We start from the raw sequence: 13,753 nt of genomic DNA, 5'->3' as shown, positions 1-13,753 counted from the left end.
AACAGTAAGTAAGAAGGTCGGCTAGTCTCGGGCATGCAAGATCATGTCAGCGGCTTTTTCCGCAATCATGATTGTCGGCGCATTGGTATTGCCGCCAACGATAGTGGGCATAACTGACGCATCCACGACCCTCAGCCCCGTGATACCGCGCACACGAAGCCGCGAGTCAACAACGGCCATAACATCGGATTCGGGACCCATTTTGCAGGTGCCGACAGGGTGGTATTGCGTATCGGCGCGGTTGCGAATATCTCGCTCAATAGCCTCGGCATCCTGCCAATCAACGGGATAAATTAACGATGGGCGGTATTTGTTGAATGGCGCCGACTCCAGAATCGCAGCTTGCAGTTGGGCACCTTTTACCAGCAGGTCGACATCATCTTGGTGACTGAGAAAGTTCGGATCAATCTTGGGCGGTTGCTCTGGCTTAGCTGAGTGTAGGCTGACAGTGCCGGTACTTTTCGGCCTAAGTACTTCTATGTGGCAACTGTAACCATGGCCGAAGTGAAGCTTCCTGCCATGATCGTCGACAACAGCCACCACAAAGACCATCTGCAAGTCGGGAACCTCGACGTCCGGCGCCGAACGCAAGAACGCGCCCGCCTCGGCGTAGGGCGTTGTCAGTATGCCCCGACGGCACTTAGCCCACTGCGCCATGCCGGTCGCCACGCGGGCACTGCCGCGCAACGATAGACCAAAGGTGTCGGCGTTGTAGGGCGTGCGATAGGGAACGGTGTAGTCAATATGATCCTGAAGGTTCTTACCTACGCCGGGCAAATCTTGCAGCACCGAGATTCCGTGTTTAACAAGCTCTTCTGCCGGCCCAATACTCGACCTCATCAGCAATTGCGGCGAGCCAAACGCTCCAGCGCAAACCAACACCTCTCTGCGTGCGCGGAGCATTCGCTTTTCGCCGTTAACGATGACAGAGAGACCTATCGCACGGCGGTGCTCAAACTGAATTTGGTCGAACAATGCGCCAGTGATGACTTTTACATTACCGCGCTGCATTGCCGGGCTTAAATAAGCAGCATGCGCGCCATGCCGCTCGCCGTTTTTTTGGGTAACCTGGTACTCGAAACACCCAAACTGCTCAGCAGCATTGTAATCCGGGTTCAATGGGATGCCCTGGGCCTGAGCGGCCTCCAGAAACGCCATATTTAAGGGGCTGGGGCACTGTAAGCTTGCGACATTGAGGGGGCCATCCGCACCGTGATAGCGATGGTTATCGCCAAATGTCTCGTTGTTCTCGGAACGTTTGAAGTACGGGAGCACGTCCTCATATGACCAACCGACATTGCCCTGTTGCGCCCAGCCATCGTAGTCCCGGCGATTTCCACGAACATAAAGCATGGCATTGATTGCACTGGAGCCTCCGAGGCACTTCCCGCGCGGCTGATAGCTACGACGTCCATTGAGCCCTGGCTGAGGCTCGGTTTGATACGCCCAGTTGTTCATTTTTGAGCGCATCATAACCACTAAACCCGCGGGAGCCTTTACAATGGCACTATCTCCACGCCCCCCTGCCTCCAGCACACACACGCTGTAGCGTCCGCCCTCGCTGAGGCGATTGGCCAGCACGCACCCCGCCGAACCGGCACCGGCGATCAGGTAATCAAATGTCTCTGGCAACATCATGCAGGACTCCGCTATTCTTTTTATTAACGACTACTGTTAGCGAGCGTTGCTCGCCTACAGAAGTGGAGGCAAGATGTTAGGAAAATAAATGTGATTGTGTTTTCCACTACGCGCAGACTTGTTACCTTTTCGCGCAAAAACCAATAGTAAATTCAGATATGACTATGACAAAGCCACTATTGCCAGGCACCCAAACCACTAGTGGAGCGTGGGGAAGAATCGTAAGCGAGTGCCTAAAAGATGCTGGAGTTGATCCAAAATATTTATTTGAGAAAGTAGGTTTAGATTACGAGGAATCCATCAAGCCAGATGCTCGAGTTCCTGACTCGAAATTACGCAACCTTTACCCTATCTGTGAGGAAGCTACGGGCATATCAGAGTTTTACTTGCATCTGGGAACATACGTTAATGCCCATAGTTTTCATGCTCTGGGAATGGCAATCTTGGTAAGCAAAAATGTGGAGGATGCACTACACCGATTTCAGCGTCATGGGGCAATAATTTCAGACTCAGGACATATTGAAATTCATCAAAACGAAGATCAGTGTCAATTTGAGATCAAATCGCAAAGTGATTTAAAAGGTCATCGACTACTCCCGCCGAAGATAGTCCCCTGTTTTTTCCTTGGAGTCGCAAATATGATGCGAGAGATAACTGGCGACCCAAATTTTAACCCACTGAAAGTTATATTATGCCAAGAACACCCTGACAATATTGTTCCCTATAATTCAGCCTTTAAATGCCCAATCCAATATAACCAATCTCGCGATGTACTCATTTATGACAGTAGCGATATAAAGAGGCCAGTGCGCTACTCCAATGACTCGCTGGCACGGCAACATGACGAGATTACCGAAGCCTTTATTCAGAATATGTCGCCAGGTTTTGAGGACGCTCTCTACCGACAAATTCTGAAAGAACTTCCCAACGGAGAGCTCAGCGCCGAGAAGCTTGCCTCTCGACTGAATATGAGCTTGAGAAAACTGCAGAATAAGCTGCAAAGTGAAAACACGACTTACCAACAACTGCTAGACAAAGCGCGAATGGAGTTGGCAAAAAAATACCTCAGCAACACTCATTACAGTATTACCGAGGTGGCATTCCTGCTGGGTTTCGCCAGCAGTGCCAGCTTCTGCAGGGCATTTAAGCGTTGGTTTGATTGTTCACCGTCGGAATACCGGCAGCACTTACCCTAGGCTCCTCCCCCTATTATTTCAGTCTTTAATCCGACTGCACCGCCGACTGCGCATAGGGTTTTAAGGGCGGCTCTTCGGTCACCAGTGATAGGTCGGGGAAACCCTGACCGCCTTCGCTGGCAAACACATCGATAAAATCGGTGAGCAGGCTTGGCGATAGCGCCGGCTCGGGTAAAAATGGCAGTAAACCACATATCTCGCCGCCGGCCCGCTCTGGGCTGGCTGGCCCACCGTTGGCCAGCGCGTCGAGTACCAGCTCGTAGGTCGCACGGTCGGTCAAACCGATCGTCGCATGCTCGACGATGCGTCCCGGGCAAACATCTTGAATCAGAATATTGGCAACTCTGGGGTTGTCCTGCTGCCAATCCAACGCCGCCGTTGGCACTGGTGACACCGGCTGCACCAGCTCGTCAAACTGGGTGTAGATATTGGTGTAATCAATATCACCCGGCGTTTCATCGTCGCTATTCAGCGCCTGCATATAGTTCGACTCTTGCCCGAACTGAAAAAATACTGCCGGCATGGGCAGGCCGAGTGCCGTTAATTGCGCAAATTCCAGGCCGTGGTTAGGCGTCGCCAGAAGAATCATGTCCTCAATTTTGTCGCGCAGGCTCGGCCACCAACGCACTGCCCAGCGCGGCCCCATACCGCCCTGACTATGGCCAACAATGGATACCTTGCGCCCGGAGTCGGCAATTTGATCAATCGCATTCACCACATATTCGGCGGCAATCTGCGCATCACTTAACCCGCGGTTGGGGTAGGTCACAATACAAACATCGTAACCCTCGCCCAACAGCAGGGGCTCGTAATTCCACGTCCACTGCTCTTCGCCGTGGGTAAACGTGCCGTGAACCAGCAGCACAACAGGCCCGCTCTCGGTGAAGGGGTTACAGACCAGACCCTCATTGAGCACCGACATTTCTGTTTCAAAGGTCGGCTCAGAGAAACGCTCACCGGAGGAACCGGAGCCCGACGAGGAGCCTCCGCAGGCGGTTAATACCGCGATGAATAACAACCCCAGTGTTGTGAGACGTCCTTTTTTCACATGGTCAAACATGGCTTACCCTCGGTAGGTTTAGCGCTTGGCGCTGCGAGAACGCTCATTGTTTGGCAAGGCGCGCAGCTGATCAATCGTCCGTTTTACATAATTATAGAGAGACGCCATGAGCCTACCACGCAAGGATGTCGAATTTTTAAGCCAGGGCACTCGCTGCCGCGCATGGCATTACCCCACGGCCACACCACAAGCCTGCATTGTGATGGCGCACGGTTTGGGCGGTACACGGGATGCGGGCCTGGAGCCCTACGCCCAGCGGTTTGCCGACGCGGGCTTTGCAGTGCTGCTATTTGACTACCGCCACTTTGGCGCCTCTGACGGTGAACCCCGGCAATTGCTGTCTGTTTCCAAACAGCTGCAGGATTGGCGCGCCGCCATCAGTTTTGCTGAAACCCTGCCCAATGTTGACGCCAAGCGCATTGCGCTGTGGGGCAGCTCGTTCTCGGGTGGACATGTGATCAGTACGGCGGCCGCCGATAAGCGTGTGGCCGCGGTGGCTGCCCAGGGGCCGATGATGGACGGTCTGGCCTCGGTAGCGGCCATGCTCGGCTATGCAGGCGTCGGCCGGCTACTCAAACTCAGCGCCTACGGCGTGGCCGACCTGGCCAAATCCGCCCTTGGCGGCTCACCGGTGATGGTGCCCATTATCGCTAAGCCCGGTGGCTTTGCCGCCATGAGCAGCCACGACGCCTGGAGTGGCTACCGCGCTATTCAACCCGATAACTGGCAAAATGCCATGGCTGGCCGCCTGGCCCTGGCGCTAGGCACCTATCGCCCCACACTCAAGGCAAAGCAAGTCCATTGCCCTGCGCTGATCCAAGCCTGTTTGCGCGACACCGTGGCACCGGCTTCGGCAGCGATTAAGCTGGCGCATAAGCTCGGCGCGAAGGCCACGCTCAAACAATACGATATCGGCCATTTCGATATTTATGTTGGCGAGGCGTTTGAACAGGCGGTGAGTGATCAGATCGCCTTTTTCCAAAAGCACTTAAACGGCACTCAATAACTAACCTGCACCGGCGTCAACGCGCTCTCGCCGCGATGCGCCGGTATTCTCGGTAACTCGGTGTCCAGAAGTTGCGCTCTATATCTGCGCGTAACTCTTCGTCACTGCGCTCGCGGGCCAGGCCCTGCGCCTGAGCCACTTTGGCAACGGCAAAGGCGATGGCACGACTCAACTCAGCGAGCTCGGTTAGCGGCGGCAGCACCCTATTGCGTTTATCGTGATACTGGCTAGCGGCCTCGGCGAGGCAACGACTGGCGGCCATTAACATTTCGTCGCTGACGCGGCTGGCGCGACTGGCCACCACTCCCAAGCCAATTCCAGGGAAGATATAACTGTTATTGCACTGCGAAATCTCGTAGCGCTGCTGCGCGTATTCCACCGCTGAGAACGGGCTGCCGGTGGCGACGATAGCCTGCCCATCGGTCCATTCAAGAATCTGCTGCGGCCGCGCCTCAACATGCTTTGATGGGTTACTTAATGGCAGGATGATGGGCCGCTCACAACGCTGGTGCAGACGGCGAATTGCCTCTTCGGTAAACAGACCAGGCTTGCCGGAAACACCTATCAGCACACCTACATCGATATTACTCACGACATCCAACAGGCTGGGATAGTCGCCATCATACTGCCAGGCCGATACCGCCGATTCGGGCTGAGCCAGCGCCGCCTGAAAATCCAACAGCCCGTCCATGCGCTGCATAAGTAAGCCAAAGCGGTCGATCATGTAGAGTTGGGCGCGAGCTTCGGCGTCGCTCAAGCCCTCCTCCACCATTGCACGAATCAATTGCTCGGCAATGCCACAGCCCGCCGAACCCGCACCGACGAACACGATATTCTGATCCCGCAGCCGTTCGCCCTTGCGCTTACACGCGGAAAGTACCGTCCCCAGGGTGACGGCAGCGGTTCCCTGAATATCATCGTTAAAGCAACAAACACGCTCTTTATGCCGCTGTAAAATCGGCATGGCATTGGGCTGAGCAAAATCTTCAAACTGAATCAGCACACCTGGCCAGCGCTGTTGCGCCGCGTCGATAAACTGGTCGACAAAGGCGTTGTACTCATCCTTTTCAATACGCGGGTGACGCATACCCATATACATGGGGTCGTCGAGCAATGTTTGATTATTCGTGCCCACATCCAACACAACCGGCAATGTGTACGCGGGGCTAATTCCACCGCAGGCGGTATACAAAGATAGTTTGCCTATGGGAATACCCATTCCCCCAATGCCCTGGTCGCCCAAACCCAACACGCGCTCACCGTCGGTGACCACCAGCACTTTTACTCGGTCCTTGCTGACACTGTGCAAAATGTCATCCAAGTAGTCACGGTCTTCATAGGAGACAAAGATGCCGCGGGCACTGCGATAAATGTCGGAAAAATGCTCGCAAGCCTCGCCCACCGTCGGGGTGTAGATAATGGGCAACATCTCTTCAAGGTGATCATTCAGCAGGCGATAAAACAGGGTTTCATTGTTGTCTTGCACCGCCCGCAGGTAGATATGTTTATTGATCGGCTCATCGAAGCTGCAGTACTGCATATAGGCACGCTCGACCTGCTCGTCGATATTTTCGTAGCGCGGCGGCAACAGCCCCATCAAATTAAAGCTGCGACGCTCCTTTTCAGTAAATGCCGAGCCTTTATTTAGCAGCGGGGTTTCCAACAACATGGGGCCTGCGTAAGAGATATACAGCGGTTTCTCAGAATTCATAATGGACTCGTATCGGAGGGGTACAAACAGCTTCTCGGCGCGTCATTCTACACATGAATAACGCCAATCACAAAATAAATACTACTAAAGTCTATGCGACGATTGCCAAGCTCGCACAGGGTAACACGCCCCATGCAAACTGCTATGCAAGCTGCGACGCAAGCACAACACCGGCAACGGAATAAAATAAATACTCTTTATTTTCAATTACTTAAACAGGGAACAAAACTTGCAACCAATTACCTCAGGAAATTCACACTGCGCAGTAGATATGCGCACCGGAGCGTTTTGGATGCGTAACATTGCGAATCACCCCAGCCCGATTGAGTCGTCACGCGTACTCATTATCGATGACTCTCCCGTAGAGCTGTTCCGAATGGAGGCCTTACTGACGAGGCATCACTTTGAAGCCCTGTGCTGTAACGACCCCAGCAAAGCACTGCAAATTTTACTGACTGAGCATATCGACATTGTGCTTTGCGACTGGCAAATGCCCAAGATCACTGGATTAGCGCTCTGCCAAACCATTAGTCAGAGCCCTGCAATGGGCGCACCCTACTTCATTATGCTAACGGGGCGGAAAGACCGGGCAGACATGATCGCAGCCATGGACGCGGGCGCCGACGACTTTATCTGCAAGCCCGCCGCCAGCGAAGAGCTTCGCGCTCGCATTCAGGCAGGCTTGAGGCGCTTGGACAGGGAGCGTTCCATGATGATGCGCCAGCAACCGCTACTTCTCTGCGGCGAATAAATACACCATTAACGCCTCGCGCTGCGCTTCATTTAAATTTAGCTGAGGCATCGGTGGTGTCGGCGTTATAAAAAAGCTCATCAAGCTCTGCGCAGAATAACGCTCTGCCAACCCTTGCAGGGGGCGCAATCCTTTACCCTCATGACACTCGGCGCAGGCATAGCGTTCATATAAGCTACCCCCCATTGCCACAAGCCGCTCGCGATCGCGCTGACTGTAGTCGCGCAGTGGATCGGTTTGGTCGCGCTCAGCACGGGTATTAACCGCTGCGCGACTGGCTTCACCGCGGTGCACACGATAGACCCGGCCACTGTAATCATCGGAGATAAATATCTCTCCGCTTGCCGCCTCCACAACATCCACTGGGCGACCCAGCAAGCTGTCGGCCTGCAGGAAGTCACTTAAAAAGTCGCGCTGGAGAATACTGCCGTCTTGCTGCCAGTGAAGTGACACCACCTTGTAACCATCTGGCTCACTGCGATTCCAGGAGCCGTGCAAGGCCACAAGGGCCGAGCGCGCGTAAGGCCCGTCCTGGTGCCGCAAAAAACGAATACCGAGGGGGGCATTGTGCGCGGGGAAATTATGGGCAGGCGGTCTGTTTTGTGGCAAACCTTGCGGAATTTTCTCACCGAAGTCCGGGTCCAGCTGATCCGCATTGTAGTAGGGCCAACCATAGAAGCCGCCCTTCACCACCTCATTCAGCTCGCAGGGCGGGAAGTTGTCACCCAATAAATCGCGGCCATTATCGGTGGCGAAAAGCCGCTGATCCCAAGGCGTCCAGTCAAAGCCAACACTGTTGCGTAAACCGCGCGCATAGATTTCCAGGCCACTGCCATCCGCTTGCATGCGCATGATCGTCGCGCGTTGCGGGTCACTTTCTTCACACACATTACAGGTGGACCCGGAGCTGAGATACAGCCAGCCATCTGGGCCAAACGCTATGGTTTTTGTCCAATGGTTGCCGCCATCGCCAAATCCGCTCACCAACCGTTGGTAGTCGCCTTGAATGCGGCCATCACTGTCCAGCGCCACGCGACCAATTGCATTCGACTCGGCAACGTATAAGTGATTTTCTCGCAATGCCAGGCCATGCGGCCGCGTCAGCCCCGCCAGCACGACCTCTTGAGCGTCGGGCAAGCCATCACCATTGTGGTCTGCAGCAAGACGCAGCACTTCACCAGTGCGCGGGCGACTGACAAAAAGATCGCCACCTGAGGTGATGGCAAGAAAACGAATATTTCCAAGACCACTGGCATACACATCAACGCGATATCCCTCCGCGACTGTCAGATCAGTACCGCCATCCATCGGCGCGGCATCGCTGTAGCCAACGGCCGCATGCAACAGCGCCCGAGAGGCCATCGCCATACCCGGCGAGCCAAATTGAATCAAGACAAACGGGCTGGCGACAATCAGGATCAGACAGAGTAACAGCGCAGAAAAAACAAAGACCAACGTGCGTTTCAAAAGTGTATTTCCCCTTAGTATATATTTCGGCTCAACAGCGCCTTATGACGCCTCACCGGCTTCGCCAGTGGCGTATGGCAGCGACGAATCGGGCAGTTGAGCCAACGACGCGTCAACCAGATCCTGAAGCTCTCGCAACACCACAGTGAACACCGACAAATCCTCGGCTGCCGCAATTCTGACACTGTCGATGATGGTATTGTAACGGCTCAAGCGCGACTGATTGTCAGTTTGCCAGCTATCGAGTATGTCAGACAAACTCCGTTGCGCGTCGCTCAACAGGCCAATGCTTAGCTGGCGCAACAACGACTCCAGGCTATCCACATAGGACTCCCGCGCCAGGTCCTGCCAACGCCCACCCGGCTGCCAGGAAATTAGCACCTGCAGCGCCCAATCCATTTGCAAGGTTTCTAGCAGAGCGAACTGCAACTTGCTGAAACGCTCCGCCGGGCAATCAACTTCCAGGGCGGCGTCCACGCAGCCTGGCAGCATAAAATAGGCATCAAATGCCGCAATCGTGGTCGCCAATTCTTCCGGCACCCCGGCATCTATCCAGCGCGCGCTTCTGCTGCGGTATTCCTCTGCCCATACACCGCGCAGATTCTCCACCACACCCGGCATTAGTGCAGCGAAGCCCGGCTGCATTTTTTCAATCAATCGCGACGGCTGTATATGGTGGATATTTCGCAAAAACCAGCGCGTGCTGCGTCGCCCAAGACGCATAATCTGGTGAAACAAGGCGTACTGCACGGTGCTATCGACACCTTGGTCCAACGCTTCTACGCGGCGCCACAGCCCTTCAATGCCAAATAACTCGACGACGGTGACAAACGCACAGGCTGTCTCTACTGCTGTTGCCCCCAGGGAGATTTCCTGACGATGGCTGTAGCGAAAGCCCATGATGTTGACCAGCTCATTGGCCAACTGCGTGGCAATGATTTCCCTGGCCAGACGGTGGTCGCGAATTTGTGAGGCATAGTCGCGGCGAAGACGCTGAGGGAAGGCGCGGTATACACGCTCAAGCAACCAGGGGTCGTCGGTATCCGCCAGCGCCATTAACTGCTCCTTGAGCTCAACTTTGGCGTAGGAAACCAGCAGCGCTAATTCCGGTCGCGTCCAGCTTTTCCCTTCGCTGTGCAGCTCGTTAATACGCTCGTTATCAGGCAAAAACTCCAGCTCTCGATTCAGCGCCCCCGTCTCTTCCAGGTGCTCAACAAAGCGAAGGTAGTCGTGGTGGTGCTTATCGCGGCTATAGCTTGCCAGGCTGATTGCCAAGGTCTGACGGTAGTTGTTATGCAATACCAAGGACGCCACATCATCCGTCATATCGGCAAGCAGCTGATTGCGCTGCTTGGATGTTAAGTCCTCAGACTCGAGCTGTGCATTGAGCAGAATCTTTATATTTACTTCGTGGTCGGAGCAATCCACACCAGCAGCGTTATCGATAAAGTCGGTATTACAAATACCGCCATTGCGGCAAAACTCCAGACGCCCGAGCTGGGTAACGCCGAGATTTCCGCCCTCACCAAATACCCGGCAACGCAGCTCGCTGCCATTTATCCGCAACGGGTCATTGGCGCGATCACCAACATCGGCATGACTTTCTTCCGAGGCTTTAACATAGGTGCCAATGCCGCCGTTCCATATCAGGTCTACCTTCGCCTGCAGCAGTCGGCGAATCAGTTGCGTGGGAGTGAGTGCGGCGTCGTCACAGGCTAGTAGCTGCTGCATTTCCGGCGACAATGGCACCTGCTTGGCGCTGCGCGAGAAGACGCCACCGCCCGTCGAGATTAATTCGGTACTGTAGTCGGCCCAACTTGACCTGGGCCGCTCAAATAAGCGCTTGCGCTCCTGCCAGGAAGCTTCTGCATCGGGCGCTGGGTCAATAAAAATATGCAGGTGGTTGAAGGCGGCAACCACCTTCAGCGACTTGGACAACAACATGCCGTTACCAAATACATCCCCGCCCATGTCGCCGATACCAATCACCGTCACCGGATCGCGCTGCACATCAATATCAAGCTCACGGAAGTGCCGCTGCACCGCGACCCAAGCACCCCTGGCGGTAATTCCCATCGCTTTGTGGTCATAACCGTTACTGCCCCCTGAGGCAAAGGCATCGCCCAGCCAAAAGCCGCGACTGAGGGCAATATCATTGGCAATATCGGAAAAACTCGCCGTGCCCTTATCCGCCGCAACCACCAAGTAGGGATCGTCGTCATCGCGGCAAACGACAGACTCGGGCGGCACCACACGATCACCCTCGCGGTTATCGGTAATATCCAACAGGCTGCCAATAAACAATTTGTAGCAGGCCACGCCCTCGGAAAACAGCTCCTCTCGCGACTCAAGCTGCGCCGAGCGTCGGGCGACAAAGCCCCCTTTAGCACCGGTGGGAACTATGACGGCATTTTTCACCTGCTGCGCTTTTACCAGCCCCAGGATTTCGGTGCGGTAGTCCTCCAGACGGTCAGACCAGCGTATGCCGCCGCGCGCAACTTTGCCGCCCCGCAGATGGACGCCTTCCACGCGCGGCGAAAACACAAATATCTCGTACTCAGGACGAGGGGCTGGCGCAAAACTAAGATCGCGGGTGCTGATCTTCAACGCAATACAATCGCGGTATTGCAGCGCGTCATCCTGTTGAAAGAAGTTACACCGCAGCGTGGCGTCGATACACTCAAGGTATTGCCGCAGCACCTGGTCCTCATTGAGGTTTTGCACTTCATCCAGCGCATGAAGAATGCCGTCTCGTAGCTTATTTTCGCGCTCTTCACTGCTTTTTTGCGCGCCGCGCCTCGGGTCAAACAGGCAGCGAAACAAAGCCATTAAATCCCGAGTAATATCGACATTACTGCTCAACACCGAGGCGATAAAGTCCAAGCTCAACAGTGAGCCGAGCTGCTTGATGTAGCGCGCATAGGCGCGAATCAGCGCCACAGAACGCCAGTCCAATCTGGCGCCAATGACTAGACGATTGAAGCTGTCATTCTCGGCCTTGCCCTGCCAGATCGCGCGCAAAGCGTCTTCATAGCTGTCGCGCACTGACTCCAGATTAAGCTTCCTACCGCCGCCCAGATCGTGCTCCAACACGAAGTCGTGCATCCAGATATCGCTTTCACTGTCGGGGCAAATTTGATACGGGTGCTCCACCAATACCCGCGAGCCCATTTTTTCCAACATCGGCAATATATCTGATAGCTGCAGCGATTCTTCGCGATGAAACAGCTTTAAGCGCAAGCGATTATCGTCACTGCCGGCCTGATGAAAAAGGCTGATGCTGATATCACTGCTGTCTGTAAGGCGCCGACAGAGCTCAATATCATTCACCGCCAGCAGCGGCGAAAAACGATCCCGATAAGCCGCAGAAAATGCCTGCTGGTATTGCAGGGCTAACGAGCGACCGGTTTCCTCGCCATGACGCTCAATACACAGCTCGGTAAAGCGCTGCCGCCAGTCACGGCACAATTCAATAATCTCAGCTTCCAGGGCTCCGCGATCAAGCTGACGAAATTGCTGATCGTGAATGCGGAAAACCAACTGCATCCGCGCCAGCACCGATTCCGAAAGAAACTGCGTGGACAACTCACAATCGCTACTGCCAATGGCTTGCCCAAGCAGTCGTTCGATGTCCTTTTCCATCTTTACCGCTTCGCGCGGCAAGTAAACGATGCAGCTCACGAATTTTTCAAAGCGATCAACGCGCAGCACCAATTTCACTGCGCGCCGCTCGTAAATTTTCCAAATTGCCAGGAGCGCGTCGAGCAGGTCGCTTTGCTCAGCCTGAATGAGCTCGTCTCTGGGGTGGCGCTCAATGATCAGCGCGAAGGTTTTGCCATTGTGGCTGGCGCCATCAAGCTGGGAGTGGTGTCGCAACCATTGCGCCTTGCTGCGCAGTAGCGGTATTCGCTCGACACTGTGGTAGTACATACCTGCGGTATACAGGCCGAGCACCCTTGTCTCACCAACCGCCTGGCCCTGCTCATTGAAACGTTTTATCACGATATAGTCGGCGTAAACGTGGCGGTGTACCGTCGATTTTTGCGAGGTTTTCGTAAACGCCAATGCCGATCGCTGGGCGTAGAAGTCGGCAAAGCCCTGGCACAATTCAGTCAAGGCAACAGCGGGCAGTGGCGCGCGCTTACCCATTAGGCCCAACTGATTATCCGGTACCTCGGCAATGTAGGGTTGATCATTTTGGCTGGAGAGAAGAAAGTCCGACATCCCCAAAAACGTGAAATTGCCATCGCGCAGCCAACGCAGAAACACGGCCTCTTCGTTATCCTCCCCAAAGGTTCGCTCACTTTCGTCGATACAGGCCTGCAAACGCTCAAGCATCGCCGGGAAGTGCTCGACAACTCGCTCAACGTCGTCACTGGCGGTGCGCAGATCGGAAGTCAATGCATGAAGCACGCCCTGATCACTGCAGGTGTCTATCAATACATAGCCGACACTTTCGCAACAGGCGTCACTATTGCGACTCGTCGAGAGCGACTCCAATATTCCCTCAGGGCTGCGTTCAACCCACATTAAGTTGCTCTCAAACACGTGCACATTGAGATTGGAGTTATTCAACGCGATACGCAGAGAATCAACGAGAAATGGGCGATCGGGCTGGCAGTAGTAGATTACGGTGTGCTTACTTAACCAACCGTCGCTTTCCAGGTCCGGATTAAAGACTTTGACCAATGACTCCGATTCAGCGCGCTGGGAGACAAAGTCATACAAGCCATATAACAAACCGAAGTTAGCATCAGCTTCCCAACTCAGCTGGCTCTCGTCAGGGTGAACATGTACCACCTGATCGAGAAACTGACGAAAAACCTTCGCGTCACTCCCATCCAGCTGTTTATCCGCAACCGTTGCGATACGCTTGAGTAATTGCTGCCTAATGTTCAGGTTAGTCATATCAACGGTCTCACTC

The 13,753-nt window shown here is 54.6% G+C and carries 8 protein-coding genes; 3 read left to right on the top strand and 5 right to left on the bottom strand.

The window, feature by feature from the left end:
- Positions 1-21 precede the first annotated feature (21 nt).
- Positions 22-1,638: a GMC family oxidoreductase gene (locus B3K78_RS03935; protein WP_286694383.1), complete on the bottom strand. Its 1,617-nt coding sequence runs from the start codon at positions 1,636-1,638 to the stop codon at positions 22-24.
- Between the two features lie 164 nt (positions 1,639-1,802).
- Between B3K78_RS03935 and B3K78_RS03930 the strand changes: the two genes are divergently transcribed.
- Positions 1,803-2,834: an AraC family transcriptional regulator gene (locus tag B3K78_RS03930; RefSeq protein ID WP_286694382.1), complete on the top strand. Its 1,032-nt coding sequence runs from the start codon at positions 1,803-1,805 to the stop codon at positions 2,832-2,834.
- Between the two features lie 25 nt (positions 2,835-2,859).
- Here the strand turns inward: B3K78_RS03930 and B3K78_RS03925 are convergent, their stop codons facing one another.
- The gene (locus tag B3K78_RS03925; RefSeq protein WP_286694381.1) at positions 2,860-3,894 is read right to left on the bottom strand and encodes an esterase/lipase family protein; all 1,035 of its coding nucleotides are present in this window, start codon (positions 3,892-3,894) and stop codon (positions 2,860-2,862) included.
- Between the two features lie 106 nt (positions 3,895-4,000).
- Here B3K78_RS03925 and B3K78_RS03920 point away from each other — a divergent pair, with 106 nt between their 5' ends.
- Positions 4,001-4,900 (top strand): alpha/beta hydrolase, encoded by a 900-nt coding sequence (locus tag B3K78_RS03920; protein ID WP_286694380.1) that lies wholly within the window; start codon positions 4,001-4,003, stop codon positions 4,898-4,900.
- 16 nt (positions 4,901-4,916) lie between these two features.
- On the opposite strand, the gene B3K78_RS03915 is transcribed toward B3K78_RS03920, so the two are convergent.
- Positions 4,917-6,611: an NAD-dependent malic enzyme gene (locus B3K78_RS03915; protein ID WP_204995146.1), complete on the bottom strand. Its 1,695-nt coding sequence runs from the start codon at positions 6,609-6,611 to the stop codon at positions 4,917-4,919.
- Between the two features lie 292 nt (positions 6,612-6,903).
- Here B3K78_RS03915 and B3K78_RS03910 point away from each other — a divergent pair, with 292 nt between their 5' ends.
- Positions 6,904-7,362, top strand: a complete 459-nt coding sequence (locus tag B3K78_RS03910; protein WP_286694379.1) for a response regulator — start codon at positions 6,904-6,906, stop codon at positions 7,360-7,362.
- Here B3K78_RS03910 and B3K78_RS03905 read toward each other — a convergent pair.
- Both B3K78_RS03905 and B3K78_RS03900 read right to left on the bottom strand, forming a co-directional pair.
- Positions 7,342-8,829 carry a PQQ-dependent sugar dehydrogenase gene (locus tag B3K78_RS03905; RefSeq protein ID WP_286694378.1) on the bottom strand — a complete coding sequence of 496 codons (1,488 nt, stop codon included), beginning with the start codon at positions 8,827-8,829 and terminating at the stop codon, positions 7,342-7,344. The two genes, B3K78_RS03910 and B3K78_RS03905, sit on opposite strands and share 21 nt — an antisense overlap.
- A gap of 42 nt (positions 8,830-8,871) precedes the next feature.
- Positions 8,872-13,737, bottom strand: coding sequence for an NAD-glutamate dehydrogenase (locus tag B3K78_RS03900; RefSeq protein ID WP_286694377.1), 4,866 nt, complete (start codon positions 13,735-13,737; stop codon positions 8,872-8,874).
- Between the last annotated feature and the right edge of the window lie 16 nt (positions 13,738-13,753).

This window comes from Spongiibacter sp. UBA1325, from assembly GCF_002306875.1.
Classification (GTDB): domain Bacteria; phylum Pseudomonadota; class Gammaproteobacteria; order Pseudomonadales; family Spongiibacteraceae; genus Spongiibacter; species Spongiibacter marinus.
This window is presented reverse-complemented; position numbering and strand designations above follow the sequence as displayed.

Bases quoted from the DNA above. Each gene is read 5' to 3' on its own strand.
- B3K78_RS03935 (WP_286694383.1), bottom strand. From the start codon at position 1,638: ATGATGTTGCCAGAGACATTTGATTACCTGATCGCCGGTGCCGGTTCG.
- B3K78_RS03930 (WP_286694382.1), top strand. From the start codon at position 1,803: ATGACAAAGCCACTATTGCCAGGCACCCAAACCACTAGTGGAGCGTGG.
- B3K78_RS03925 (WP_286694381.1), bottom strand. From the start codon at position 3,894: ATGTTTGACCATGTGAAAAAAGGACGTCTCACAACACTGGGGTTGTTA.
- B3K78_RS03920 (WP_286694380.1), top strand. From the start codon at position 4,001: ATGAGCCTACCACGCAAGGATGTCGAATTTTTAAGCCAGGGCACTCGC.
- B3K78_RS03915 (WP_204995146.1), bottom strand. From the start codon at position 6,611: ATGAATTCTGAGAAACCGCTGTATATCTCTTACGCAGGCCCCATGTTG.
- B3K78_RS03910 (WP_286694379.1), top strand. From the start codon at position 6,904: ATGCGTAACATTGCGAATCACCCCAGCCCGATTGAGTCGTCACGCGTA.
- B3K78_RS03900 (WP_286694377.1), bottom strand. From the start codon at position 13,737: ATGACTAACCTGAACATTAGGCAGCAATTACTCAAGCGTATCGCAACG.